Origin of the sequence: Staphylococcus agnetis, from assembly GCF_002901865.1 — a bacterium.
GTDB classification, from domain to species: Bacteria; Bacillota; Bacilli; order Staphylococcales; family Staphylococcaceae; genus Staphylococcus; species Staphylococcus agnetis.
Genome location: NZ_PPQF01000047.1, coordinates 24,700 through 50,795 on the forward strand (window position 1 = coordinate 24,700; position 26,096 = coordinate 50,795).

Annotated in this window: 26 protein-coding genes, 1 other RNA gene and 1 pseudogene; 24 read left to right on the top strand and 4 right to left on the bottom strand. The window is 33.9% G+C overall.

Annotation, left to right across the window (positions count from 1 at the left end; translation table 11 throughout):
• Positions 1 to 15: 15 nt before the first annotated feature.
• Both CD172_RS07710 and recU read right to left on the bottom strand, forming a co-directional pair.
• Positions 16 to 2,235 carry a transglycosylase domain-containing protein gene (locus CD172_RS07710; protein WP_103345991.1) on the bottom strand — a complete coding sequence of 740 codons (2,220 nt, stop codon included), beginning with the start codon at positions 2,233 to 2,235 and terminating at the stop codon, positions 16 to 18.
• Entirely contained in the window at positions 2,232 to 2,858 is a 627-nt protein-coding gene (gene recU / locus CD172_RS07715; RefSeq protein WP_037564332.1) for a Holliday junction resolvase RecU, read from the bottom strand. Before recU ends, CD172_RS07710 begins: the two co-directional genes overlap by 4 nt.
• Positions 2,859 to 3,170: 312 nt before the next feature.
• Here recU and CD172_RS07720 point away from each other — a divergent pair, with 312 nt between their 5' ends.
• The 8 genes from CD172_RS07720 to CD172_RS07755 all read left to right on the top strand — a co-directional run bounded on the left by CD172_RS07720 (position 3,171) and on the right by CD172_RS07755 (position 11,960).
• A complete protein-coding gene (locus CD172_RS07720; RefSeq protein ID WP_103345992.1) occupies positions 3,171 to 3,506 on the top strand; it encodes a DUF1798 family protein in 336 nt (111 codons plus the stop codon).
• Complete coding sequence (locus tag CD172_RS07725) at positions 3,499 to 4,056, top strand: SLOG family protein (protein WP_103345993.1); 558 nt, start codon at positions 3,499 to 3,501, stop codon at positions 4,054 to 4,056. The genes CD172_RS07720 and CD172_RS07725 overlap by 8 nt, the downstream gene beginning before the upstream one ends.
• Positions 4,057 to 4,077: 21 nt before the next feature.
• Positions 4,078 to 4,413, top strand: a complete 336-nt coding sequence (gene gpsB, locus CD172_RS07730) for a cell division regulator GpsB (protein WP_037564338.1) — start codon at positions 4,078 to 4,080, stop codon at positions 4,411 to 4,413.
• A 41-nt stretch (positions 4,414 to 4,454) separates the two neighbouring features.
• An RNA gene (gene rnpB, locus CD172_RS07735) (RNase P RNA component class B) lies at positions 4,455 to 4,834 on the top strand.
• 231 nt (positions 4,835 to 5,065) lie between these two features.
• Complete coding sequence (locus tag CD172_RS07740; protein ID WP_103345994.1) at positions 5,066 to 6,199, top strand: THUMP domain-containing class I SAM-dependent RNA methyltransferase; 1,134 nt, start codon at positions 5,066 to 5,068, stop codon at positions 6,197 to 6,199.
• Positions 6,200 to 6,342: 143 nt separating this feature from the next.
• Positions 6,343 to 7,257, top strand: coding sequence for an EamA family transporter RarD (gene rarD, locus CD172_RS07745; protein WP_103345995.1), 915 nt, complete (start codon positions 6,343 to 6,345; stop codon positions 7,255 to 7,257).
• A 364-nt stretch (positions 7,258 to 7,621) separates the two neighbouring features.
• Positions 7,622 to 11,083 (top strand): dynamin family protein, encoded by a 3,462-nt coding sequence (locus CD172_RS07750; protein WP_103345996.1) that lies wholly within the window; start codon positions 7,622 to 7,624, stop codon positions 11,081 to 11,083.
• On the top strand, positions 11,076 to 11,960 hold the full coding sequence (locus tag CD172_RS07755; protein ID WP_103345997.1) for a 5'-3' exonuclease: 885 nt from the start codon (positions 11,076 to 11,078) through the stop codon (positions 11,958 to 11,960). The genes CD172_RS07750 and CD172_RS07755 overlap by 8 nt, the downstream gene beginning before the upstream one ends.
• Positions 11,961 to 12,146: 186 nt before the next feature.
• Here CD172_RS07755 and CD172_RS07760 read toward each other — a convergent pair whose 3' ends face one another.
• Together CD172_RS07760 and CD172_RS07765 are read right to left on the bottom strand one after the other, a co-directional pair.
• The gene (locus CD172_RS07760; protein WP_060551054.1) at positions 12,147 to 12,548 is read right to left on the bottom strand and encodes a ribonuclease HI family protein; all 402 of its coding nucleotides are present in this window, start codon (positions 12,546 to 12,548) and stop codon (positions 12,147 to 12,149) included.
• Between the two features lie 87 nt (positions 12,549 to 12,635).
• A pseudogene (locus CD172_RS07765) lies at positions 12,636 to 13,341 on the bottom strand (queuosine precursor transporter).
• A gap of 287 nt (positions 13,342 to 13,628) precedes the next feature.
• Here CD172_RS07765 and CD172_RS07770 point away from each other — a divergent pair.
• From CD172_RS07770 to CD172_RS07845, 16 genes are all read left to right on the top strand, one after another.
• The gene (locus tag CD172_RS07770) at positions 13,629 to 13,820 is read left to right on the top strand and encodes a zinc-finger domain-containing protein (RefSeq protein ID WP_168429135.1); all 192 of its coding nucleotides are present in this window, start codon (positions 13,629 to 13,631) and stop codon (positions 13,818 to 13,820) included.
• Between the two features lie 11 nt (positions 13,821 to 13,831).
• Positions 13,832 to 14,947, top strand: coding sequence for a conserved virulence factor C family protein (locus CD172_RS07775; RefSeq protein WP_103345998.1), 1,116 nt, complete (start codon positions 13,832 to 13,834; stop codon positions 14,945 to 14,947).
• A gap of 12 nt (positions 14,948 to 14,959) precedes the next feature.
• Complete coding sequence (gene brxA / locus CD172_RS07780) at positions 14,960 to 15,400, top strand: bacilliredoxin BrxA (RefSeq protein ID WP_037564354.1); 441 nt, start codon at positions 14,960 to 14,962, stop codon at positions 15,398 to 15,400.
• 141 nt (positions 15,401 to 15,541) lie between these two features.
• Positions 15,542 to 16,495 carry a thymidylate synthase gene (locus CD172_RS07785; protein WP_103345999.1) on the top strand — a complete coding sequence of 318 codons (954 nt, stop codon included), beginning with the start codon at positions 15,542 to 15,544 and terminating at the stop codon, positions 16,493 to 16,495.
• 70 nt (positions 16,496 to 16,565) lie between these two features.
• The gene (locus CD172_RS07790) at positions 16,566 to 17,042 is read left to right on the top strand and encodes a dihydrofolate reductase (RefSeq protein WP_037564358.1); all 477 of its coding nucleotides are present in this window, start codon (positions 16,566 to 16,568) and stop codon (positions 17,040 to 17,042) included.
• Positions 17,043 to 17,059: 17 nt separating this feature from the next.
• Positions 17,060 to 17,908 (top strand): DegV family protein, encoded by an 849-nt coding sequence (locus CD172_RS07795; protein ID WP_037564360.1) that lies wholly within the window; start codon positions 17,060 to 17,062, stop codon positions 17,906 to 17,908.
• 14 nt (positions 17,909 to 17,922) lie between these two features.
• On the top strand, positions 17,923 to 18,450 hold the full coding sequence (gene msrA, locus CD172_RS07800) for a peptide-methionine (S)-S-oxide reductase MsrA (protein ID WP_103346000.1): 528 nt from the start codon (positions 17,923 to 17,925) through the stop codon (positions 18,448 to 18,450).
• Complete coding sequence (msrB, locus tag CD172_RS07805) at positions 18,443 to 18,871, top strand: peptide-methionine (R)-S-oxide reductase MsrB (protein WP_037564364.1); 429 nt, start codon at positions 18,443 to 18,445, stop codon at positions 18,869 to 18,871. The genes msrA and msrB overlap by 8 nt, the downstream gene beginning before the upstream one ends.
• Positions 18,872 to 18,884: 13 nt before the next feature.
• A complete protein-coding gene (locus CD172_RS07810) occupies positions 18,885 to 19,385 on the top strand; it encodes a PTS sugar transporter subunit IIA (protein WP_103346001.1) in 501 nt (166 codons plus the stop codon).
• On the top strand, positions 19,385 to 19,606 hold the full coding sequence (locus tag CD172_RS07815) for a YozE family protein (RefSeq protein WP_103346002.1): 222 nt from the start codon (positions 19,385 to 19,387) through the stop codon (positions 19,604 to 19,606). Before CD172_RS07810 ends, CD172_RS07815 begins: the two co-directional genes overlap by 1 nt.
• A gap of 168 nt (positions 19,607 to 19,774) precedes the next feature.
• The gene (locus CD172_RS07820) at positions 19,775 to 21,217 is read left to right on the top strand and encodes a S41 family peptidase (RefSeq protein ID WP_241954770.1); all 1,443 of its coding nucleotides are present in this window, start codon (positions 19,775 to 19,777) and stop codon (positions 21,215 to 21,217) included.
• Positions 21,214 to 21,723 carry a GNAT family N-acetyltransferase gene (locus tag CD172_RS07825; protein ID WP_103346004.1) on the top strand — a complete coding sequence of 170 codons (510 nt, stop codon included), beginning with the start codon at positions 21,214 to 21,216 and terminating at the stop codon, positions 21,721 to 21,723. The genes CD172_RS07820 and CD172_RS07825 overlap by 4 nt, the downstream gene beginning before the upstream one ends.
• A 9-nt stretch (positions 21,724 to 21,732) precedes the next feature.
• Positions 21,733 to 22,806, top strand: a complete 1,074-nt coding sequence (locus CD172_RS07830; protein WP_103346005.1) for an undecaprenyldiphospho-muramoylpentapeptide beta-N-acetylglucosaminyltransferase — start codon at positions 21,733 to 21,735, stop codon at positions 22,804 to 22,806.
• A gap of 11 nt (positions 22,807 to 22,817) precedes the next feature.
• Positions 22,818 to 23,432 carry a phosphatase PAP2 family protein gene (locus tag CD172_RS07835; protein ID WP_037564378.1) on the top strand — a complete coding sequence of 205 codons (615 nt, stop codon included), beginning with the start codon at positions 22,818 to 22,820 and terminating at the stop codon, positions 23,430 to 23,432.
• A gap of 577 nt (positions 23,433 to 24,009) precedes the next feature.
• Complete coding sequence (locus tag CD172_RS07840) at positions 24,010 to 24,687, top strand: response regulator transcription factor (protein WP_037564380.1); 678 nt, start codon at positions 24,010 to 24,012, stop codon at positions 24,685 to 24,687.
• Positions 24,684 to 26,054, top strand: coding sequence for a HAMP domain-containing sensor histidine kinase (locus CD172_RS07845; protein ID WP_103346006.1), 1,371 nt, complete (start codon positions 24,684 to 24,686; stop codon positions 26,052 to 26,054). The genes CD172_RS07840 and CD172_RS07845 overlap by 4 nt, the downstream gene beginning before the upstream one ends.
• Positions 26,055 to 26,096: the final 42 nt, after the last annotated feature.

Here is a 26,096-nt window from a genome sequence, read left to right on the forward strand (position 1 = left end):
AGGAGTTTGTTTGCGTTAAAATCCAAAGAAGTTACGAATTGTACCACTTGGGCCACCAGTAGAATTTCTTTGATTTGTCGTTCCACTATTACCCGTTACGCCACTTTGAGAGTTTGCTGTTGGGCGATTCGTAGTAGTACTAGAACCACCGGCATTTGTACCACCACTATTTTCAGTAAAGTTACTTGTAGTATTATGGTCTGGTGATTTTGCAACATATAGGCTCTTATCACTGCCTCCTACAGAATCTGGACGTTTGAAGTCTTCGCTATATCCTGGAGGGTGAATGCCTGACATTACTTCTCTAAATAGTTCTTGAGGTAACTTTTGTTCGCTACTACCTACAAATGAGTTTGTACCATATGGTTTTACGTTGTTAAAGCCCATCCAGATAGACATCGTATATCTAGGGGAGTAACCTGCAATCCATACATCTTTGGCAGCTGAATCTGGTAAATTGTACTGTTGATACACTTCAGAACCGTAAGTACCTGTACCTGTTTTTGCTGCAACATTAAATCCTGGATTGTTACCATAAGCAGAACCATATGCTTTAAATGTACCTTTTAATACATCAGTAATCATATAAGCAGTGTAATCTTCCATTGCTTTATGACTCGTATGATCAAACTCAATCGTATTGCCATTGGCTTCTTCAACACGTTTTATCGCGTGCGCTTTGTTATATTCACCGCCATTGGCAAAAGATGCATAGGCTGACGCTAATTGTGTTGGTGAAAATTCAGAAGATGAACCACCTAATACTTCGGAAGGTCCGATATTAGTGTTTTCATATTCTAAACCAACTTTTTTAGCAAAATCAGTCGGTGCATTACTGCCTGCTTGTTCTTTAACTTGTTGCCAAGTTTTAAGGGCAGGAATATTAAAACTTTGACGTAAGGCATCATACAGTGCAACCGTTCCATGACTCTTTTGGTCATAGTTTCTAAACGTACCACCGTCTACGTTATACGCAGATTCATCTTGTAATGCGTGATTCGTCGCCCATTGGAGATTTTCAATGGCAGGTGCGTATGCTAAGAAAGGTTTTAATGTAGAGCCGGTAGGGTGTAGGTCTGTCGCTTGGTTTCTTTCTACGACATCTTCGTAATTACGTCCACCCGAAATCGCTACAAGACCACCTGTTTTACTGTCAACTATCGTTGCACCAACTTGTTGGTCTTCATTCTTATAATAACCACCATTATTTACACGTTCTTGTAATGTATCTTGAACATTTTTATCCATGTTAGTGTAAATTTTAATACCACTGTTTAGAAGGTCAGATAAGTTTTCACCTTTAAAGTCTGGATGTGCCATTAATTCTTGCTTAATGAAGTTAACATATGAATCATATTGTTTTGTACTATCATCAGGTTTAATTTGACGCTCTGTTGAAGTACGTTGTACTAGATTCTCTGTAATAGGTGTGTTTTGAGCCTCTTTTTTCTCTTTTTCAGAGATGCGATTATGGTAAGCCATTAAGTATAATACAGTATCTTTACGTTGTTCTGCTTGTTCAGGATGATCGTAAATATTATACGTATTAGGTACTTGTGGTAGACCAGCTAAATACGCTGATTCAGCAAGATTTAAGTCTTTTAAATCTTTGTTGAAGTAATACTTAGCAGCAGCTTTAATACCATATACACCATCAGAATAATAAATTTTGTTTAAGTACATTTGGAATATTTCATCTTTAGAATATTCCTGTTCCAAACGATATGATAAGTATGCTTCTTGCGCTTTACGTTCAATTGACTTTTGATCAGTTAAGAATGTACGTTTAACAACTTGTTGCGTAAGTGTTGACGCACCTTGAGCACCAAAGCCTCCAGAGACATTTTTTAAAACAGCTCCAAAAAGACGTTTGTAGTCAAGGGCACCATGATCATAAAAACGATTATCCTCAGTCGCTAAAACAGCATTTTTCATCTGTGGCGGGACATCTTTTAAGTCAACGTGTTCACGTCTTGCACCGTTATCAAGCTTTTTAACAAGTTGTCCATTTTTGTCATAAATTTCTGCTGGTGCGGGATCTTGTAATTTCGCTTCATTAAAGGCGGGTGCTTTCCAGGCATAATATGCAAAAAGTAAGATTGCTAGTAAGCCTAAAATAACTCCGGCAAGCACCATAAAACTCAGCACTTTGATGATGGTACGCTTGATGTTTCTATTCTTTTTTTGACCGGACTTCTGAGATGAACTATTAGAAGTCCTTTTCTTTTCCGTCATACGCGGTCCTCACTTTCATCTAATATCAACTTATCAACTGCATTGAGGTAATCTAATCTTGGTTGATATTGATAAGGAATATAGTAACTATTTTCTTGAATTTCTTCAACCGAAATAGATTTTTTTCCTCCTTGTTGACACCGTTCCCAAAAAGGAAGAAAGTTTTTAAAAGGGAGTAGGTACACATCGTCAAGCACTTTAAATCGAATGAGTAAAAACACTATGCCACCTTGTTCTGACACATGAGACATATGTCGCACTTGATGTTCATGAATGTTTTGTAACGGAAAAGACGTTTTATTTTTAGTTTCTTTCGCTTCAAAGTCGATGTGATAACCCTGATAAATACCATTATAATCGGTTGTAGAAGGCGTTCTAAAATAAGCCTCTTTAATAACAGCCTGACTACGTTTAGGATAATCTACATGTACCACTTGAACTGGGGTAGGCTTCTTATGAATCACTGCACGTCGGTGTTTCATATAAAATTGATTTGAACGTTCAATGTCTTTTTCTAATGACATCCCACGTCCACCATATTCAATTTTACTATGCTGTGACATATTCGTGATTCCGCCTCTAGTCTGATTTGGCTTAAAAGGCTTACCATTTGGATAATTCATTTTGCCACCTAAATTCTGAATTAAGTTAGAACGACTGTTCTTTACTACATTAGTAATGTTTTAAGGTACATATCATTTAATAATTAAGTAAATAGGGCGCTTAACACATTACTTAACTCGTATGATATCCTTTAATTCCAATGACATTACGATACAAAACACTTTGCAAATCAATATTATGTTCGTATATAATACGATGCAATTAAAGTTATCATAAACTGATATTATTGTATCACAAATGCTATAGATGCGTTACCCTTAATCCAGTTGTAATAAGCATGTAATACGAGATATACACATTTGGAGGTTAATATGAATGTCCAAGAATTGATAGAAATAAATAAAGCAATACAAAAGCGCTTTAAATTAGCTAAACAAGGTCATCAATACGACTTTGAAAAAGATATCAAACCGTTTGTTAGTGAAGTAGACGCATCTTTGTTGTCGTTTAAAAAAAATTATCATTCTATGCTTACGTTCCCATATTTTAATGACCAAAAATTTCATCGTCTCATTCAAATTATTGAAGAAGTTTCTGTAGAATGTCATTATAAAAGAACAAGTACTAAAATATTTAATGATAAAATTAAAGTTGTCACACATGATTTAAATTATCTAAAACAAATGAGTGAACAAAACCATGTTTAAAACGATGTATGTTACAGGATACAAATCTTATGAACTCAATATTTTTAATGAGTCCGCTAAAGAAGTGCAGTACTTGAAGCAATTTATAACGCATAAATTGATAGGTTATATCGAAGAGGGACTTGAATGGGTGTTAATTCAAGGCCAGTTGGGTATTGAATTATGGACAGCAGAATGTGTCATTGATTTAAAGTCAGATTATCCTGATTTAAAATTAGGTATCATATCGCCATTTGAAAATCATACAGAGAAGTGGAATGATACTAATCAATTGCGTTATCAGCAAATTATAGCGCATGCTGACTTTGTACGTAGTGTTTTTGAACGCCCTTATGAAGGGCCACATCAATTTCAAGCTGCAGATCAATTTATGTTAGATCATACAGATATTACGCTTTTGATTTATGATGAAGAACAAGAAGCGAGCCCTAAGTTTTTCAAGCGTAAGTTAGTTGATTTTACAGAAAAAACAAACTATACTTGTGATATTGTGGCGTTTGACGAAATTACGAGCTTTATCAATGATTTACAATGGTCTGAAGAAAATTGAATCAAATGAGGTGGAGAAATCATGTCAGATGTTTCTTTAAAGTTATCTGCAAAAGATATTTACGAGAAAGATTTTGAAAAAACAATGGTACGCGGTTACCGTCCTGAGGAAGTAGATGCTTTTTTAGATGATATCATTGCGGACTATCAAAAAATGGCTGACTTAAATAGTGAGGTCATTAAATTAACTGAGCAAAACAATAAATTAAAAAAAGAAATTGAAGATTTACGTATTCGTGTCGCATCAGGTCGTTCACACGATAATAAAAGTTTTGCTAACCAAAGTACGAATCAAAATAGCAATGTAGACATTCTTAAACGTATCTCTAACCTTGAAAAGGCTGTATTTGGTAAATAATCATTGCTTTTATGAAACAAAATGATATAATTTTTGAGTGATATTTTGCGTAATCGCTATAGTGAATATAGAGGAAAGTCCATGCTCACACAATCTGAGATGATTGTAGTGTTCGTGCTTGATGAAACCATAAGTCAAGGCAATACATTTATTGACGGCAACGACCTAACCTAAGTCTTTTGATACGGTTACAATAGTTTGAAAGTGCCACAGTGACGTAGCTTCAGTTAGAAATAACGAAGGTGGAACGCGGTAAACCCCTCGAGTGAGCAATCCAAATTTGGTAGGAGCACTTGTCTAACGGAAATGAACGTATAGATGAGGAAAAGTTATATGCTTTTCAGACAGATGATTACGACCGGCGTACCAGTGTAACTAGTGCACATCATGAGTACTACGGGACAGAACATGGCTTATAAAAATATCACTACTAGTTCGGGGCTGGGACATCAATGTTCCAGCCCCATCATTTATTTCACTATAAATGTGTACCCCTTTAAACCGCTATCCAATGACATCACACATCATCATTACCCTCATCGATGAACATGATTACTAAATGCCATATGTTCATTATGAATAACATAAGTATGATACAATTTATTTAATTTATACATAGCAACCTATATCAAATTATTTTAGGAGGAAAATCATGTACCAATTACTAGCAGTATGTCCTATGGGGCTTGAATCTATTGTAGCTAAAGAAGTTCAAGAGTTAGGATATGAGACACGTATTGAGAACGGGCGCATTTATTTCGAAGGGGACGAAAGCGCTATTGTTAAAGCCAATTTATGGTTAAGAACTGCTGATCGTGTCAAACTCATTGTCGGTCAATTTGAAGCAGTAACTTTTGATGAATTATTTGAAAAAACAAAGGCTTTGCCTTGGGAAGCAATCATTAGTAAAGATGGAAAATTTCCTGTGCAAGGTCGTAGTTTAAAATCAAAGTTATTTAGTGTACCTGACGTTCAAGCGATTACTAAAAAAGCTATCGTTGAACGTCTCAAACACGCTTATAAAACCCCTGGATGGTTAGAAGAATCTGGGGCCAATTATCCGGTCGAAGTTAACATTTTAAAAGATAAAGTTTTACTTACGATTGATACATCTGGTTCTGGTTTAAATCGTCGTGGATATCGTTTAAAACAAGGGGAAGCACCGATTAAAGAAACACTAGCTGCTGCTTTAGTTAAATTAGCTAACTGGACAGGGGATACACCGCTTATCGACCCATTTTGTGGATCGGGAACTATTGCTATTGAAGCTTGCATGATTGCTCAAAATATTGCGCCAGGTTTCAATCGCTCTTTTGTATCCGAGCAGTGGGATATCATGCCAGATCAGCTATTTGATTCATTGCGCGCTGAAGCAGATGAAGCTGCAGATTATGATAAAGAAATTGAAATATATGCTTCTGATATTGACCCTCATATGGTAGAAATAGCAAAAGCCAACGCTGATGAAGTTGGCATGGGTGATATTATTCAATTTAGTGTCAAAGATGTGAATACTTTAACACTTACACATGAGGGACCAATTGGTATTATTGGAAACCCACCTTATGGCGAACGTATCGGTGAACGTAACGAAGTTGAAGAAATGTATCGTTATTTAGGCACATTACTTCATAAACATGACCAACTTTCGCTTTATATTATGACAAGTCATAAAGACTTTGAATATTTAGCCAATCGCAAAGCTACAAAACGTCGAAAACTCTTTAATGGCTATATTGAAACAACGTATTATCAATACTGGGCACCTAAAAAAGCTGATGCGTAAAGTGCAAACTTGTAAAGTATTCTTAGTTGCATTCCGCTTCTCATAATTATAATGATTTTCGTGACATACATTGCTGTTCAAGAATGTAAATGATTGTGTCAATAGTGAGATAATCATTTATGAAGATAAAGGGGGCTATGTCGATGCAAGATACAAGTTTTAAAAAGGGGATTATGTTCTCATTAATCGCATATATACTTTGGGGAACATTACCACTTTACTGGGCATTAATCACGGGGATTAATGCGATTGAAACCTTAATGATACGCATAATTTTGTCCCTTATTTTTATGTTATTGTTGTTGCCACTAATGAAACAATGGACAACATTTAAAAACGATTTACAACAACTCATTGCGTCACCTAAAAAAATCATCATTATTATTATTGCTGGTTATGTGGTGACATTAAATTGGGGAACATTTATTTATGCTATTGAAGCTGGTTATGTATTACAAACAAGTTTGGGATATTATATCAATCCATTAGTAAGTATATTATTAGCAATGATATTCTTTAAAGAACGCTTTAATCGTTTAGAGTGGTTAGCTATAGTCGTTGCTTTAACTGGCGTGCTTTATATGACCGTTAAAATAGGTGAATTTCCTTTCATCTCTTTATTGTTAGCATTTTCATTTGGAATTTATGGTTTATTAAAAAAATTAGTCCCTTTAAATGCGATGAGTAGTATAACTATTGAAACGATAGTGACCACACCGATGGCACTCATTTATATCTTATATATGACGTTCCAACATCATTTAAGTATTGGATTTAATATGTCATCATTTTGGCTCCTGTTTTCAGGCGCTGTCACGGCCATCCCTTTACTCTCATTTTCTGCTGGCGCCATTAGGATTCCACTATCCTTAATGGGGTTTATCCAATATGTTGGGCCAACACTTATTTTCATATTAGGTATTTTTGTATTTAAGGAACCGTTTAACATGGACCAATTTATTACATTTTGTTTTATATGGTCAGGTATTTTAATTTATGTTTTATCGCAAATTATCAAAATATATAAAAGACCTACACCTTTAAAATATCAAAATTAACGCACTCAATATGCTTATAAAATTGTGTATGATAACTCAAAAAATGATATTATAGTTGTTTTCATTGCAAGCTTTCAAAATTCATGTATGTGAATTTTGGAAGCTTTTTCTATTTTGTTGTTGCTGAAATGCTATCTCGTTTGTCTATTAAAAATTTGACCAGATGAATGATAAAAGAGGCATTTTTTACAACATTAATGAGTTTGATATAGCTTAAAGGAATTGCATTAAATCCAACATTAGTTATTCATTCAATGTGACATCTTTATTGTTCACTTTTATTCTTGAATCGTGTTGTTGGTTTTTTTAATGGCGTCACCTATAATACAATAGTAAAGAACCATTTAAACAAGGGGAGTACACTATGCATAACCAAGCACAATTGGATATTTTATATAAATTAAAAAAAGAAGCGGAGAAGTCCAATCACACGTCTTTTGTACATACAATCAATCAAATGATCAAAAAAGTTTATTTAGATCATTATACGATGACATTTGTCGGTCATTTTTCTGCTGGTAAATCTACGGTTATAAATCGGTTAATCGGTCAGGATATTTTACCGAGCTCACCTGTTCCTACAACAAGTAACACAGCTCTAGTAACTGTTTCTGAAACTTCAGGCATTACAGCAAATATAGAAGGTCAAAGCTATACTATTTTAGATTCATACGATGATGTGAAACAAATGAATCGAGAAAACTATAATGTAGAATCGATAGATATTCGCTTTAAGTCTCATGAATTTCGTCAAGGCTTAACGTTTCAAGATACACCTGGTGTGGACTCAAATGTTCAATCACATAGCGCAAGTACAGAAAGCTTTCTATACACTAGTAATATGGTATTTTACACAGTTGATTATAATCATGTGCAATCAGCTTTAAATTTTCAATTTATGAAACGTTTAAATCATGCCAATATTCCTGTGGTATTTGTGATCAATCAAATTGATAAACATGTGGATTCAGAAATTCCATTTGAAACGTTTAAATCCCGTGTGGAGGCGTCGCTTAAAGAATGGGATATACAACTAGAAGCCACGTTCTACATAACTAAGTTTTCACATGAAGCAAATGAATTTGAAGCACTTAAATCCTTTATACGTCAGCAAGATGAAAATAGAGAACCCGTTAAAGATTATGTAAATCGAATGGTCGATTTTATCACTCAACATCAATCAGATTATTTGGAACAAAAAATGAATGATATATTGTCTCAGTTAAATATTGAAGTTGACCAATTTGACCATGCCTATGACACTTTTAAACAAAATCAAGCTGTTCAAGAGGAATCCGCACGATTAAGCAACAAATCTACTTTAAAAACAGATTTATATAACAATCGAAAACACATTTTAGATAATGCTTACGTCATGACACATGATATGCGTGAACATATACGTCATTATTTAGAAAGTAATGCAAAAGATTTTAAAGTGGGTGGTTGGTTTAATAAACAAAAGAAATTAGAGGAAATACGTCAGTCACGCTTAAATACGTTGATGGACGCCCTTCAAAATAAAGTCACACAAGAAATAGCAAAGCCCATGCGTGAAGATATGTCTTATTTGACACGCTTTATACATGATCAAGGTTTAAATCATCAAATTGTCAATCAAAACTTTGACATTCCAGTTGACTTAATCACAGATTTGTATCAGACCCAAATACAAATTAGCAATCAATATGTATTGACATTTTCTGAAAACTTAATGAAACAAATACGACAGTACGTCTTGAAATCAAGTGAACCATTAGATACCCGCATCGTATCATCCATTGATATTATTGAAGAAACAAATACCAATAATGAAGACGCTAACCTATATTCGCAATATGTAGAACTTCGTGCGTTAAAAGCATCTTTAGATACGAAAAATTATCAACATTATTATATTCATTTAGACGATTCATTGGATAAACTGATAGATCGTACACCGATAAACTATGAACCACAAACTATAAACCAAAACGCTCAAGTAGATATATCGCAAGCTTCAAAGAATCAAAAACATCACGTATCGCAAATAGAAAAAATTAAGTCTTCGTTAGAAACGCTACAAGAGTTACCTTTATTCCAAACGACAAAAAATAATATTGATGACACGCTAAAACGCATGGATCAACATATCATCAAAATCGGTGTCTTCGGAACGTTTAGCGCTGGGAAGAGCAGTTTAATCAACGCATTATTAGGAGATCAATATTTAGTAAGCTCACCTAACCCAACGACTTCAGCGACGACCGAAATATCATATGGTCATAACAATGCGATTACATTTAAATCTAAATCTACCTTACTTTCAGAGATCAATGATGTCACGGAAGTTGCAGGGTACACATTTTCTTCTATCGAAGCATTTTTAAAAGAGGATAAAACAAAACTTAAAGCTAATATTGATAAGAATCGTTTAGCCTTTATTCACGCTGTAGAACAAAATTATGATCTATATTCACGCTTAACTAAAGACAGTTTAACGATGGCGGTTGCACAAGATGACATTAAAAAGTGGAGTGCAGAAGATCAATATGCAACATTTGTAAAAACTGTACATCTTCAATTACCATTGGAATGGCTAAAAGATAAAATTATTATTGATTCGTTAGGATTGCATTCGAATAATCAACGTCACACTAATGAAACTGAAAAGATTTTAACAACTTCAGATTTAATTATTTACGTGAGTTACTTTAACCATTCATTTACAGATAATGACAAAGCGTTTATTCAACATATGAAAGAAATGAATCAATTGATGGAAAACCAAGCGTTTAAAATGGTTGTCAATGCGACAGATCTTGCAGAAACAGATGAAGACCGTTACGCTGTAATGAACTATGTACAAAGTGCATTAAATGAAGTGGGAATGACACCTGAAGTGTTTGGAGTATCTAGTCGAAATGCCTTAATACATGGTGATGCTGGTCTAGAGAAACTTAAAGCGCGTGTAGATGATTTTGCACAAGTAGAATCAAAAGAAGTATTAGAGTCACAATTGAATCATCAACTTCTTTACATATACGATGCTTTAAACGCAATGGTGCTTGATTTTGAGAAAGATAGCACGAAACGAACACACCAACATGAACGTTTAAAAACAATACGATCACCTCACGTATTTGATGCTCAAATTTTATCAACAACTGCCCAACAGGCTGAAAATGAAATTTCTGATCAACTTTATCATCTTCATGAACGTTTAAAAATACAATTGTTAGATGATATCAAAGCAGTATTTAACGGCCAAATGACAAATACAGATGATTTTAAACAAGAAAAACTAGCAGCTTCTAAACGTTATTTAGATCATGTTCATCAAAAACTATACTTAGAACAAACTTTAATCGTTGAACGATTAAAACGCTGTTTCATAGATCACTTTGAGCATCAATGCATCCCTACATTAAAAGCATTGCACGAACTACATGTATTGGTACAACCAAAATTAACTTTTCAATTAGACCAACTTGAGACACCTTATTTAAAACTTGATTTAGACACTTTTGTAGCTTCGTTGCCTAAATCTTTAACGAAAAAGAAAATTATTCAAGCACAAGGACAAAAAGAAATCCAAGAAGCAATCAAAGAGAAGACGCTCCAACATTTACAAACACCTATAGTGCATCTAAAAAAAGCATTACATGAGCGTAATCAATTATTGATTCAACAAGGAAAGTCACTTCTAAATGAATTAGAGCAAGTTGCTCAAAGCGAAATAGACCAAGTCATTTCATATCGTATTGATAATCAATTAGTGGCACAAATCAAACAAATATTACCTAAATTACAAAATACTTTAGAAATTGAGGATTCACATGAGTAAAAAAATATTATTAATTGATGGTATGGCATTATTGTTTAGACATTTTTATGCGACAAGCGTGAATAAGCAGTACATGTTCACTTCCAAAGGATTACCCACAAATGGCACACAAGGTTTTATTCGTCACATCTATACTGCGATTAAACAATCTGATCCAACACATGTAGCTGTATGTTGGGATATGGGAAAAGCAACTTTTAGAAACGAAATTTTCGAAGGATATAAGCAAAATAGGACGGAGCCGCCAGAAGCATTATTACCACAATTTGATCATGTTAAGCACATCTCTGAAGCATTAGGATTTCATAATATAGGTGTATCTCATTATGAAGCAGATGACGTTATTGGAACGATTGCAAGTCATTATAAAGATGTAGAAGACGCTCAAGTTGTCATTGTTACAGGCGACCGTGATTTACTCCAATGTGCTTCTAAAAACGTAGAAATTTGGTTAATTAAAAAAGGATTCACTGAATATGTAAAAGTCGACGAACAAGCATTTATATCACAGTACGCATTACAGCCTAAACAATTAATAGATATTAAAGCATTTATGGGAGATAGTGCGGATGGGTACCCAGGTGTTAAGGGGATAGGTGAAAAAACAGCCATTAAACTTATTCAAGCATACCACTCAGTAGAGGGTGTGCTTGAAAATATGCATCATCTTACACCAGGACAACAAAAGAAAATCCAAACACATCTTGATGATTTAAAACTATCGAAGCGATTAGCACGTATTGAAGACAATGTACCTATCAACTTTAAAAATTTAGAACAATACCTACTCTATGAGCACAATATTATGCATGCGCTTCGAATATGTGAGGCACATGAATTACGAGTTTCCCATCGCTACTTGAGATCACTCTTTTAAAACAATGTATGAAACATTATTGAGAAGATTTCATAATCAAATTAAGCATCGAATATAACAAATAACATAGCCTTCAGCACTCATCAATGAATGTTGAAGGCTATGTCAATACATTTTTAGCGTTAAACGTATTATGTTTAACTGTTCATTAAAATAACGCTTAATTCAAACTTTGGTGTTCCACTTTTAACTTCGTTTTTTTGTATATTGATACAGCTTTGATTGCGCCAACATATTCGCCTCTTTATTTTGTTCTCTAGGAATCCATTTGACAAAACACAGGTCAAAAGCATTGGATAGAGCTAAATATGATGTCAAATAGTGTTTATACTTAGCATTTTTAACAAACTCACGATTCACTGCATCTTCTATTAATTTTGAATCTGTATGTATGAGGGCATTAGAGACGTTCAAATTTTGCGCTTGTTTTAATGCAATTAACAACGCTTCCCATTCTGCCTCATGATTCTCTTTTTCTCCAATTACATCAGCAAATACATAACGCTGATGATTTTCTACAATTACCACACCATAAGTACTTAAACCTGGATTGCCTTGTGATGCAGCATCAAAATATATTTTTGCCATATCAACACCTCTAAATAATAGTAACACGAAGCGATAAAAAAAGAGAATGAACGTCTATTGTTCACTCTCCTTAGTTTTATCCTATATTTAATCAATTTGAAAAGGTTTAATTTTCCCTTTACGATACAGCCATTTAGCCCAATATCCAAAAGGCACATTGAAAATTGTAGCTATTAACTTAAGAACGTACGTCGTAACAAAAATTTCAAACACTACATCATTAGGTAAAGGTCCACCTAAAAATGCTATGATTACAAAAATACCTGTATCGATAATTGAACTTAACATTGTACTTCCATATGCTCGTATAAAAAATGTACGGTCTGAACTAAAAATCCGCTTAATACAGCTAAAGATAAAGACATCGATATATTGACCTATAATATAAGCAATAATTGAAGCTAAAGCAATACGGGGCACCAACCCAAAAATTGTATCCAAAGCGCTTTGTGCGATATCAGCTGTACTTGGTTGAAAACTTAATGAAATTTGCATCAAAATAATCATGATTAATGTCGAAAAAAAGCCCATCCATACCGCTCGCTTTGCGACTTTACGTCCATAATATATCATTAAGTATATCAGTTGCTAAATATATAGATGCAAACATAACATTACCTAACGTCGCAGATATCGTAAAAATATCTACTGTTTTTATCACTTGTATATTGGCTATCATCGTTCCTATAGCGACCCAAACCATTAAACCTTGGGGACCAAATAACCGAAACATTAAAACCAATAAAATAAAAGTCATTAAAAAAGCAACTAAACCTAACCATTCATTAAACATGAAATTCCTCCTAAATTTTGATTAAGCGGGTGTTTAGAAACCGCTTCTATACTTCTAAAATTGCCTACATTGAATTTAAGGACTTGATAATAATCCGACTTGAATTGCCACAATAATTAAATCAATCTCAACTTAATTATAATAATTAAAATAAATATAAATATCAATAGATGTAACAAAAGTTTTGCATGTCTATGAGAAAAACGTATGCTTGAAATTTAAATATTTCATTGAAAAGGGAATACATGTTACCATAATGTTTATTGTGTGTGCTAATTTAAGGAGTGATGATTGTGTTTACAGAAACAAAAAAACGTGCTGTTTCAAAAATTGACCAATTAATGAACCAATATTGTGAGCAATGTATGATCAAAACACATATCAGACAATCTCAGAATAAGACGAAAGCACATCATTTTTGCATAAAAGAGTGTTCAGTTGGAAAACAAATTCAACAATTAGGCAATGAATTACAATAGGGGGACATTTTATGGAAATTGTAAAAGTTGAACCTACTCCAAGTCCAAATACAATGAAGATTATTTTGTCTCAAAAAAGGGCGGACAATCAATCTAATACGTATACTGAAATCAAAAAAGAACAACCAGAATTTATTAATGCGTTGCTTGCCATTCAAGATGTCAAATCAATTTTTCACGTACTCGACTTTATTGCTGTTGACAAAACACCGAAAGCTGAATGGGAAAGCGTGTTACCTCAAATCACAGAATCATTAACTCATGGAAGTATTGCGTCAACACACTCAGTTGAGCCAGATACGCATTTTGGTGAAGTCACAGTGGAAATTTTGAAGTTTAAAAATATCCCATACCAAATTAAGTTAACATCAGGTAATGAGGAATTGCGACATCAATTACCAGATCATTTTGTCGAGGCCATGACTTCTGCACAAAAAGCGGGTGATAATGTTGTTTTCATGCGTAAATGGGAGCTATTGGGTATTAGATACGGTGAAATGGATGAAGTCATGTCACATGTGGAGACTGAAATTAGCGCACTATACCCAAAAGATACACTTCATACACTCGTGAAAGAAGCACAAGAAAGTGATATACATGTACCTCAAAAACTTTATAAACATGTTACACTAGAGACATACCAACAAACATCAGACTGGAACGAACGTTTACGTATGTTAAAATCTTTTCCAAAGCCTACAGTTGAAGACTATCCATTATTAGATGCTGCTTTAAAGGAAGATAAAGTACCGTTAAGACGAGAAGCAGTAGTATTATTGAGTATGATAGAAAATAAAGCAACATTACCATATTTATATAAGGGGTTGCGTGATAAAAATCCTGCTGTACGTCGAACTGCTGGTGATGGATTAAGTGACCTTGGATACAAAGAAGCATTGCCGGAAATGGAAAAAGCACTGTCAGATCCACAAAAAATTGTTCGCTGGCGTGCAGCAATGTTTTTGTTCGATGAAGGTGGACAAGACCAATTAAAAACGCTTAAAGCTCATCAAAATGATGACGCATACGAAGTGAAGTTACAAATAGAAATGGCTATTGCGCGAATTGAAAATGGTGAAGCCGCTTTAGGTTCTGTTTGGAAACAAATCGCAAATCGAAATCAATAGGGAGATGTTAACATGAATGCTTATGATGCATATATGAAAGAACTTGCCGCACAAATGCGCGCTGAATTAACACAAAATGGCTTTGAAAGTCTAGAAAGTGAAGAAGATGTCGAAAACTATATGAATCAAGTGTCAGAGAATGCAACGACATTTGTTGTAATCAATTCTACATGCGGCTGTGCAGCTGGTTTAGCTCGACCTGCAGCTGTAGCTGTAGCGGAGCAAAATGAAAATAAACCGACACATAAAGTAACCGTTTTTGCGGGACAGGATAAGGCTGCTACAGCAAAAATGCGTGACTATATTCAACAAGTACCATCCAGTCCATCCTATGCATTATTTAAAGGCACGCAACTTGTTCACTTTATTCCCCGTGAACACATTGAAGGCCGAGATATTAATGATATAGCTATGGATATCAAAGATGCTTTTGACACACATTGTCATTCATAAACCTAGCGTTCAATTTAATGAGTCATATTGTAAGTAAAAAAGAGAGATGTGGCATTCAAAATATGAGCCATATCTCCCTTTTTAATTTATAATAAGTATCAAATAATTTATTATAGTAATAAAGAGAAAGAGGTGGCGCACATGAATCCTTTTGATCAAGCATATCATCAACTATGTCAAGAAGTATTAAATGTTGGAGCAACAAAAGATGACCGTACTCGTACTGGAACAATTTCAAAATTTGGTCATCAATTACGCTTTGACTTAAATAAAGGTTTCCCTTTACTAACAACTAAAAAAGTATCATTCAAGCTGATCGCAACCGAATTGATTTGGTTTATACGTGGAGATACAAATTTAAGATATTTATTGCAATATAATAATAATATTTGGAATGAATGGGCCTTTGAAAAATATGTTCAATCTGATGATTATACAGGCCCAGATATGACAAACTTTGGACATCGTGCTTTGCAAGATTCGGAATTTAATAAAGTGTATCAAGACGAAATGTCTCAGTTTAAAACTCGCATTTTAAATGATGATGATTTTATGCGAAAGCACGGGGATTTAGGTAATGTATATGGGAAACAATGGAGAGACTGGGTTGGACCTAATGGTCAACATATTGACCAATTGGCGCAATTAATTGATAACATTAAACATAACCCTAATTCTAGACGTCATATTATTAGTGCATGGAACCCTGCAGAAATTGAGTCTATGGCACTACCACCTTGTCATACCTTATTTCAATTTTATGTCCAAGATGGAAAATTGAGTTGTCAGTTATATCAAAGAAGTGCTGATATTTTTCTAGGGGTACCTTTTAACATAGCAAGTTATAGCTTATTGACTCATTTAATCGCAAAAGAATGTGATCTTGAGGTCGGTGAATTCATTCACACATTTGGCGACGCTCATATATACAGCAACCATATTGACGCTGTCGAAACACAATTAGCACGATCAAGTTTTGCACCGCCAACACTAAAAATTAATACAGATAAATCTATATTTGATTTAGAATACGAAGATTTGGAAATAGTAAATTATGAATCTCATCCCATCATAAAAGCACCAATTGCGGTATAATTAACTCAACGTGTATTTGTTAATGCATTGATTTGAGATTTTAAATTTAGCATAACTAGGAGTGAGTCAAATGACATTATCCATTTTAGTTGCTCATGATAAAAATAGAGGCATTGGTTTTAATAATCAATTACCATGGCATCTCCCGAATGACTTAAAACACGTGAAAAAATTATCAACTGGTAATACTTTAGTAATGGGACGTGCAACCTTTGATTCTATTGGAAAAGCTTTACCAAATCGAAAAAATGTTGTTTTAACACGTAATAAAGATTTTAAAGCTGATGGTGTTGAGGTGATTCATGATATTAAAGACATCGAACAGTTAGAAGGCCATGTTTTCATTTTTGGTGGTCAATCATTATTTGAAATGTTTATGGATAAAGTGGATGATATGTATATTACAGTTATCGATGACACGTTTCAAGCTGACACTTATTTCCCACCCTATTCGTTTGAAGATTGGGAAGTAGAATCAGCAATTGAGGGCGAAATTGATGAAAAAAATAAATACCCACATACTTTTCTGCATTTAGTTAGGAAGTAATCACGGAGGTTTAATCAATGCAACGTATATTAGTAACAGATTCAACATCAGATTTAGATCCTAGTTTTTTAGAACAACATAACGTTCACATCGTGCCATTAAGTGTGACGGTTAATGGTAAATCTTATGTTGACCAAGAGGAAATTTCTTCAGAAACATACACACAATATTTAGAAGACGACAACAATGATTTAAAAACAAGCCAACCCCCATTAGGAAGATTTGTTGAAACATACGAAGCTTTAACTCAAGAGGGTGCAGAAGTCATTAGTATTCATTTATCTTCTGGCCTTAGCGGCACGTATCAAACCGCTGTTCAAGCCAGTGAAATGGTAGATGGTAAAGTGACTGTTATTGATTCAAAATCTATCACTTATGGATTAGGATATCAAATTCAGCATATCGTTCAGTGGATTGAAGAAGGTCTACCTACTGAAACTATTGTTGAAAAAGTTCATCAATTACAAAACAATATTAAACTGTATGTTGTAATTGGTAAATTAGATCGCTTAATCAAAGGTGGTCGTATTAGTAAAGCGAAAGGTATGCTTGGTAACTTAATGAAAATTAAGCCTGTCGGTGTACTGATTGATGGCAATCTAGAAATTGTTCATAGCTCACGAACACAAGGGGCATGTGCGAAGTATTTAGCGAAAGATTTAGCTCAATTTTTAGGTGACGGTAAAATTAAATCCGCAGCCATTGTGCATGCCAATGCGAATGATTTCTTAGAAAAAGTGAAAGATAAAATTGAAGAAACGTTTGATTTTTCAAATTTTGACACAAATTTTACTACACCTATCATATCTACGCATACGGGAACGGGTGCAATTGGTGTCGTCGTTTTAAAAGAACATAATTCTTAAAAGGGCGTGATATTATGGCATTAGCTACTTTTGCAGGAGGATGCTTCTGGTGTCTTGTAAAACCATTTGATTCTTACGATGGTGTTGAATCCGTCATTTCAGGGTATAGTGGTGGTCACGTTGAAAACCCCACTTATGAAGCCGTATGCTCTGACACAACAGGTCACGTTGAGGCAGTACAAATAGAATATGACCCGAAACAAATCAGCTATACGCAAATATTGGATATTTACTTCAAAACATTTGACCCAACTGATAATAAAGGCCAGTTTTTTGATAGAGGCGAACATTACCGCCCAGTCATTTTTTATCATAATGAGGAGCAAAAAGCATTAGCCTTGTCTAAAATTAAAGCATTAAATGATGCTAAAATTTTTGATAAGCCTGTGATTACACCTGTAGAACCGTATAAAAACTTTTATCCTGCAGAGGCCTATCATCAAAATTATTATCAGAAAAACCCGTTGCATTATGCACAATATCAACTCGGTTCAGGTCGCAAAGCATTTATAGAACGACATTGGAGTGATCATCATGATTAAGAAAGATAAAAAAGATTTAACCGACTTAGAATATTTAGTGACACAACAAGATGGTACTGAACCTCCGTTTGACAATGAATATTGGAATCACTATGAAAAAGGTATTTATGTAGATAAAATTTCTGGAAAACCGTTATTTACATCAAATGATAAATTTGAATCAAATTGTGGTTGGCCAAGTTTTTCTAAAGCGATTAACAATGAAGATATCATTGAACTTGTTGATAAATCTTTTGGTATGATTCGTACAGAAGTGCGCTCAGAAGACAGCAATAGTCATTTAGGTCATGTTTTCAATGATGGACCGCGTGAGCTTGGTGGCTTACGATATTGTATCAACTCTGCAGCGATACAATTTATTCCTTATCATAAATTAGAGGAACTTGGATACGGAGATTTAATTCAACATTTTGAACAATAAAGGAGCGATTATGATGTTTAAAAAATTATTTAGTAAAGGAAATGAAGCGCGTAAAGATATTGAAATTTATACGCCAATTACAGGGGAATTTGTTAAAATTGATGATATTCCTGATCCAGTCTTCGCACAAAAAATGATGGGTGAAGGATTTGGTGTTAAACCGACAGAAGGTATTGTTGTATCACCGATTTCAGGTGTTGTAGATAATGTCTTTCCAACAAAGCATGCCATTGGACTTAAAGCTGACAATGGTTTAGAAGTCTTAGTGCATATCGGGTTAGACACTGTCCAATTAAATGGTGAAGGATTTAAAACATTCGTTGAAAGTGGCGATCATGTCAAAGTTGGCGATAAATTAGTAGAATTTGATATCGATTATATTGATCAAAATGCCAAATCAACGATTTCACCCGTAATTATTACAAATACAGACCAAACAGATCACATTTCGATTAAAGATCAAACCACTTTAACTAAAGGTGAATCAAAAGTCATTGAAGTTACGGTGAAATAATGAAAGATGCGTCTTTTTATCATTTCCTCCTCACGGTGAGAGGTCGTCCCAACGAGGAAGGGGCTTTTGCAGAAATGGTGTACGATGATTTCGATTTCCCTAAACAAGAGTCTGACTTTGATAAACTATCTAACTATGTCGAGACGGAAGGGAATTACACACTTTCTATGTCTGTATTTGATACATTATATGAAGAATTCCAAGAATGGCGCCGTTTTTAACGTCTTCCTCTATTCGCATTTAATGTATGTTTTGCAGCATTAACCACGTATACATTTATGATGACAATGGTTCTATATTCGAGGAGTGAGACGAAGAAATCAAATCTATAAACATTTGATTTCATGCTCACTCTTTTTATTTTACATATAAAAGGAAAGGGTGTTACAATGTTGCCTCGTAAAAAACATCATACTGAAAAAAATAAAAAATATGTGTCTTTATCCCACTTTATTATCGGGATTATTTTCACTATTATATTAACAACAATTATCGTTTTAGGCAGTATTTACTTGTGGCATCTTAACACACAAAATCAGCAGGTCGCTGAAAATAGTGATAAATTAACAAAAGTTTATGAAACACTAGCGAAAGACTACTATAAATCCCCAAATAAAGATAAATTATTGCAAAATGCGATTAACGGGATGACAAAAGGGTTAAATGACCCATATACAGAATTTATCCCTAAAGATAAATCCAAAGCATTTAACGAAGATGTTACTGGAGACTTTGTCGGTATTGGTGCTGAGATGCAACAAAAAGGTAATCAAATCATGATTACAAGTCCAATGAAAGGCTCTCCAGCCGAAAAAGCAGGTTTAAAACCAAAAGATGTATTAAAAGCAGTTGATGGAAAATCCATTAAAGGAAAAAGCTTAAATGACATTATTCCTAAGATTCGAGGAGAAAAAGGCACTCAAGTGACTTTAACGATTAAAAGAGGCAACGAATCTAAAGATTTTACTGTAAAAAGAGATACCATTCACGTTAAAAGTGTAGAAGTTGAAACAAAAGGGCAAGTGACTGTGTTCAAAGTAAATAAGTTCCAAGAAGGAACTGCTGGTGAATTAAAATCAGCGATTCAAAAATCTCAAAAATCTGGCGCTAAAAATATCGTTATTGATTTAAGAAATAATCCAGGAGGCCTTTTAGACGAAGCTGTCAAAATGTCTAATATTTTCTTAGATAAAGGTAAAACCGTACTTTATTTAGAAAAAGGTAAACAACAAGAGGCTGTTAAAACATCAGGTAACCCTTTAGAACATGTTTCTGACTTGAATATTTCAATCTTAGTCAACGAAGGGTCTGCAAGTGCTTCAGAGATTTTTACAGGAGCAATGAAAGATTATAAAATCGCTAAAATATATGGCAGTAAAACATTTGGAAAAGGGATTGTTCAAACAACAAGAGAATTTGACGATGGTTCTATTTTAAAATTCACTGAAATGAAGTGGCTCACACCACATAAAACATTTATACACGGAAAAGGGATTCACCCTGATGTAGACATTAAAGGGGCAGCTTTTGAAAAATTAACAGTGATTCCATCTGATCAAACTTTTAAAGAAGGTGACAATAATAAACATGTTACATCTATTAAAGTGGGATTAGACGCATTAGGATACAAAATAGCGTCAAATGATAACCAATACGATGCTTCCCTAAAAGCTGCGGTCATTCAATTCCAGAAAGCAAATAATTTAAAAGTCACAGGAGAATTTGATAAACAATCAAATCAAAAGTTCACACAATTACTTGTTGAAAAAGCAGCTAAAGAAGATCCTGTCTTAGATAAAACGATAAAACAAATTAAGGAGCAATTGAAATGATTAGACATGCTACATTCGATGATATTGACACAATTGTCAATTTAACCGAAGATGCTAAAATACTTATGGACCAAGATGGTAATCCACAATGGGATCACCGTTATCCATTAAAAACACACTTCGAAACAGATATCCAATCCGATAATATGTATGTCTTAGAGGAAGATGGCATTATAAAAGGCTTTATCGTTATCGATCAAAAAGTACCAGATTGGTACAATGACATTGATTGGCCCATCTCTATTTCAAATGCGTATGTCATTCATCGTCTCGTAGCTTCCGCTCAATACAAAGGTGTGGCACAACAATTATTTGATTTTGCATTTGACATTGCACATTCGCATCAAGTAGGCGTAATACTTACAGATACTTTCTCTCTAAATGCGCGTGCACAACGTTTATTTGAAAAGAATGGCTTTATAAAAACGGGAGAAATGACAAGTAATGAATTTCCATTTGATAAAGGCGAACCGTTTTACGCATACTACAAAAATTTGAATGAATAGAGGGTTAATATGGTTAAAATAGCATTTACTGGAGGCGGTACAGTCGGTCATGTCTCAGTTAATTTAAGTTTAATTCCGACTGCACAACAACATGGACACGAAACAATGTATATTGGATCTCATCAGGGTATCGAACGTGAAATGATAACGTCGCAACTCCCACATACACCTTATTTTGCGATATCAAGTGGTAAATTAAGACGCTATATATCTTTTGAAAATGCGAAAGACATCTTTAAAGTGATGAAAGGGATATGGGATGCACGACGTATTCTAAAAAAAGAAAAACCAGACATTTTATTTTCTAAAGGTGGATTTGTCTCAGTTCCAGTCGTACTAGCTGCAAAAACATTAAATATCCCTACAATTATCCATGAATCCGATTTAACTCCTGGATTAGCCAACAAAATCAGTATGAAATTTGCTAAAAAATTATATGTTACATTTGAAGAAACTTTAAAATATGTACCACGTGATAAAGCAGATTTTGTAGGCGCAACAATCCGTGAAGATTTAAAACACGGGAACCCCAAACGAGGCTATGAACGAACAGGCTTCAATGACGAGAAAAAAGTCCTGCTTGTAATGGGTGGAAGCATGGGTAGTTTGAAAATTAATGAAGCGATTCGTCGTCAACTTCCTACATTGCTTAAAACTTATCAAATTGTGCATCTTACCGGTAAAAATCTTAAAGACGAATCTATTAACAAAGAAGGCTATATTCAATATGAATTTTTAAAAGATGAACTTACGGACATCTTAGCAATCACTGATACCGTCATTTCAAGAGCAGGATCAAATGCGATATATGAATTTTTAACGTTAAAAATTCCGATGCTTTTAATTCCGCTCGGTCTTGATCAATCACGTGGCGACCAGATTGATAATGCGAAATATTTTGAAAAACAAGGATACGCATCTATGTTAGATGAATCTGAACTCTCAATTGAAACGTTATGTCCTGAACTTGAAAAAATAGAAAATACACGCCATCAAATTATTCAAAATATGGGCACATTCACTGAAAGTTTAACGAAAGATGCTTTACTTAATAAAATTATTAATGATGCAACATCATCATAAGGAGGCCTATCATGAATCATTGGAAAAGAATTTCATTACTGATTGTTTTTACACTCATATTTGCAGTGATTGCAATGTTCCATGAATCAAGACTAGGTAAATGGATTGATAATGAAGTCTATGAGTTTATATATTCTTCAGAAAGCTTCATTTCTACTTCTATTTTCTTTGGTGCGACTCAAGTGGGAGAAGTATGGGCAATGATGTGTTTATCTTTAATGATGATTGCATTGTTAATGTTTTACAAATATAAAATTGAAGCTTTATTCTTCGCGTTAACGATGATGATATCAGGAGCTACAAACCCAATTTTAAAAAATATCTTTGATAGAGAAAGACCAACTATTTTAAGATTAATCGACATTACAGGCTTTAGCTTTCCAAGTGGTCACGCAATGGGATCGACAGCATTTTTTGGTAGCCTCATTTATATTTGTCGCCGAATTTTAAAAGGTAAATCACAGATGGTGGTTATCGCTTTATGTGCACTCATGATATTATTAATCTCTACGTCTCGCGTATATTTAGGTGTTCACTATCCAACTGACATCATTGCTGGTATTATTGGGGGCTTATTCTGTATCGTTTTAACTCAACTGATACTACGAAAACCACTTAAAATATAAGACGAATTAAATATCAATTGTTTAGACGCATTGAAACAGCGCTCTAGCTTCAATCAAAGCCAACAAATTCATTTGTTATATGAACTTTGTTGGCTATTTAAATTGGATTCATTTTGGTATATAGTCATGCTCAATTGGGGTAGACACAAAGTGTATTTGATGATTGTGAATTAAAAATTTGATGCCTCATATTTATAAAAAACAGTATCAATTAGACGCTAAAACTGCGTTATAAATCGTTTAAGGCAGAAAATATAGAGAATGATTAAAGTTTCGCTTTATGTATCATTTAAGGGCTAATTTTCGCATACAAAGAAGCTGCTACACATCGGTGTAACAGCTTAAATTTAACGTTTAATCAAAACGACTATTTTTTTATACGGGCATATAAAAGGGGATAGTACTTGAAAATGCCTCAATCAAAAGAACGAATTGTAGTGGGGGGTCGTTGCGATTGAGAATCATTTTCAATTACATTATACCTTATTGAGAATGATTGTCAATTAAAACCTTTGAAATTTTTGAAAAAACTTTTATCTGTCCTCATTTTGAAATATGATAGAGGTGAGGTGGCATAATGAAAAAGGTACTTATAATAGAAGACGAACAAAATTTAGCACGTTTTATAGAATTAGAATTAAAACATGAAAATTATGATGTAGACATCACAAATGATGGCTTATCAGGCCTTAATAAAGCATTACAACAAAATTACGATTTGATTCTCCTAGATTTAATGCTTCCAGAAATGGATGGTCTCGAAGTCTGCAAACGTCTAAGAGCTCAAAAAGATACACCGGTCATTATGATAACAGCTAAAGGTGAAATTTATGATAAAGTAACAGGTTTAGATATTGGTGCAGATGATTATATTGTTAAACCTTTTGAAATCGAGGAATTATTAGCTCGAATGCGCGCATTGGTGAGACGATATTCGGAAGACCATCAGTCCAACCCTGACATTATTAACATCGATGGCTTAATTATCGATAAGCATGGATTTAGCGTGACATATGAGTCACAAAATATTGAACTCACTAAAACAGAATTTGATTTATTACTCGTATTAGCAGAAAACCAAAACCACGTTTTACATCGGGAGCAAATTTTAGATCATGTTTGGGGCTATGAGTCGGCCGTTGAGACGAATGTTGTAGATGTATATATTCGTTATTTAAGAAACAAATTAAAGCCTATCGGTAAGCAAAAATTAATCGAAACGGTTAGAGGCGTAGGATACGTGATAAGAAAATGAAACAATCCACATTGAAAACAAAATGGACACTTGTAACGACAATTATTACTTTCTTAATTATTTTTATATTTTGCTTACTTATCATTTATGCTATTAGCAGTTTATTGAAACAAAATGAACTTGAAAAAGCTGAACGTAGTGTCGATGACATTTACAATTTATTAGAAACCAAACCCTTACAACGTATTACAACAGTGGAATTTAATGCAGTGACCAATAGTTATCAAAAGGTCATCTTGCATGACCACTATCAACGTAAAATTTTTGAAAATTCAAGCACATCATCTATTAAATTTTCACCAGAATTTCATCCTGTTAGTTCTAGAAATATCAATATTACAAAAAACGACGAAGGGTCATTTATCATCATTAACACGCCTGTTGATACACCTTATTTTAAAGGGTATGTGACTGTTGTACACTCACTAGAAGTGTATGATGATTTATTAACCTTCATTGCGTATTTAGCATTCATATTTGGGTTAATCGCACTTTTTGTAACAGCCATTATTAGTTACATTTTCTCATCACAAATTACAAAACCTATTAATATTATTACAGAGAAAATGACTCAAATTCGCCGAGATGGCTTCCAAGAAAAATTAGCCGTTCCAACGAATTACGAAGAAACGGATGCACTCATTGACACCTTTAACAGTATGATGATCAAACTAGAAGATTCATTTAATCAACAACGCCAATTTGTTGAAGATGCGTCTCACGAATTAAGAACACCATTACAGATTATTCAAGGTCATTTAAGTTTGATTAAACGATGGGGAAAGAAAGATCCGGATATTTTAGAGGAATCCTTGTCTATCTCAATTGAGGAAATGAATCGCATTTCGAAATTGGTGGAAGAATTATTATTACTAACTAAAAATGATATGGGGAACGCAGAGCATCATATTGAAAAAGTAGATATTAATGAAGAAATAAAAACACGTATTCGAGCTATTCGTAAAATACATGATGCTTATACGTTTACATTTAATACGAATCAAGATTTCATTTATCTAAACATCAACGCCTTTCACTTTGAACAAATTTTACTTATTTTCTTTGACAATGCTATTAAATATGACACAGTTAATAAACAAATAGACATATCGACACGATTCATTAACAATCAAGTATTAATTGATATTACTGACCATGGTACGGGCATCCCTCAAGAGGATATTAATTATATCTTTGATCGTTTTTATCGAGTTGATAAGTCTAGATCGCGTCATCAAGGTGGAAATGGATTAGGTTTATCTATAGCTGAAAAGCTAGTAAAGCAATATCATGGACGCATTTCAGTTCAAAGTGAAGTGGGTAAATTTACAACTTTTACAATTCATTTCAATGCCGGTCAAAACTAGAAATTGCACGGTTTTTTTGCCTTTAAATGTTCACAAATTAAT

Bases quoted from the DNA above. Each gene is read 5' to 3' on its own strand.
- CD172_RS07710 (WP_103345991.1), bottom strand. From the start codon at position 2,235: ATGACGGAAAAGAAAAGGACTTCTAATAGTTCATCTCAGAAGTCCGGT.
- recU (WP_037564332.1), bottom strand. From the start codon at position 2,858: ATGAATTATCCAAATGGTAAGCCTTTTAAGCCAAATCAGACTAGAGGC.
- CD172_RS07720 (WP_103345992.1), top strand. From the start codon at position 3,171: ATGAATGTCCAAGAATTGATAGAAATAAATAAAGCAATACAAAAGCGC.
- CD172_RS07725 (WP_103345993.1), top strand. From the start codon at position 3,499: ATGTTTAAAACGATGTATGTTACAGGATACAAATCTTATGAACTCAAT.
- gpsB (WP_037564338.1), top strand. From the start codon at position 4,078: ATGTCAGATGTTTCTTTAAAGTTATCTGCAAAAGATATTTACGAGAAA.
- CD172_RS07740 (WP_103345994.1), top strand. From the start codon at position 5,066: ATGTACCAATTACTAGCAGTATGTCCTATGGGGCTTGAATCTATTGTA.
- rarD (WP_103345995.1), top strand. From the start codon at position 6,343: ATGCAAGATACAAGTTTTAAAAAGGGGATTATGTTCTCATTAATCGCA.
- CD172_RS07750 (WP_103345996.1), top strand. From the start codon at position 7,622: ATGCATAACCAAGCACAATTGGATATTTTATATAAATTAAAAAAAGAA.
- CD172_RS07755 (WP_103345997.1), top strand. From the start codon at position 11,076: ATGAGTAAAAAAATATTATTAATTGATGGTATGGCATTATTGTTTAGA.
- CD172_RS07760 (WP_060551054.1), bottom strand. From the start codon at position 12,548: ATGGCAAAAATATATTTTGATGCTGCATCACAAGGCAATCCAGGTTTA.
- CD172_RS07770 (WP_168429135.1), top strand. From the start codon at position 13,629: ATGATTGTGTTTACAGAAACAAAAAAACGTGCTGTTTCAAAAATTGAC.
- CD172_RS07775 (WP_103345998.1), top strand. From the start codon at position 13,832: ATGGAAATTGTAAAAGTTGAACCTACTCCAAGTCCAAATACAATGAAG.
- brxA (WP_037564354.1), top strand. From the start codon at position 14,960: ATGAATGCTTATGATGCATATATGAAAGAACTTGCCGCACAAATGCGC.
- CD172_RS07785 (WP_103345999.1), top strand. From the start codon at position 15,542: ATGAATCCTTTTGATCAAGCATATCATCAACTATGTCAAGAAGTATTA.
- CD172_RS07790 (WP_037564358.1), top strand. From the start codon at position 16,566: ATGACATTATCCATTTTAGTTGCTCATGATAAAAATAGAGGCATTGGT.
- CD172_RS07795 (WP_037564360.1), top strand. From the start codon at position 17,060: ATGCAACGTATATTAGTAACAGATTCAACATCAGATTTAGATCCTAGT.
- msrA (WP_103346000.1), top strand. From the start codon at position 17,923: ATGGCATTAGCTACTTTTGCAGGAGGATGCTTCTGGTGTCTTGTAAAA.
- msrB (WP_037564364.1), top strand. From the start codon at position 18,443: ATGATTAAGAAAGATAAAAAAGATTTAACCGACTTAGAATATTTAGTG.
- CD172_RS07810 (WP_103346001.1), top strand. From the start codon at position 18,885: ATGTTTAAAAAATTATTTAGTAAAGGAAATGAAGCGCGTAAAGATATT.
- CD172_RS07815 (WP_103346002.1), top strand. From the start codon at position 19,385: ATGAAAGATGCGTCTTTTTATCATTTCCTCCTCACGGTGAGAGGTCGT.
- CD172_RS07820 (WP_241954770.1), top strand. From the start codon at position 19,775: ATGTTGCCTCGTAAAAAACATCATACTGAAAAAAATAAAAAATATGTG.
- CD172_RS07825 (WP_103346004.1), top strand. From the start codon at position 21,214: ATGATTAGACATGCTACATTCGATGATATTGACACAATTGTCAATTTA.
- CD172_RS07830 (WP_103346005.1), top strand. From the start codon at position 21,733: ATGGTTAAAATAGCATTTACTGGAGGCGGTACAGTCGGTCATGTCTCA.
- CD172_RS07835 (WP_037564378.1), top strand. From the start codon at position 22,818: ATGAATCATTGGAAAAGAATTTCATTACTGATTGTTTTTACACTCATA.
- CD172_RS07840 (WP_037564380.1), top strand. From the start codon at position 24,010: ATGAAAAAGGTACTTATAATAGAAGACGAACAAAATTTAGCACGTTTT.
- CD172_RS07845 (WP_103346006.1), top strand. From the start codon at position 24,684: ATGAAACAATCCACATTGAAAACAAAATGGACACTTGTAACGACAATT.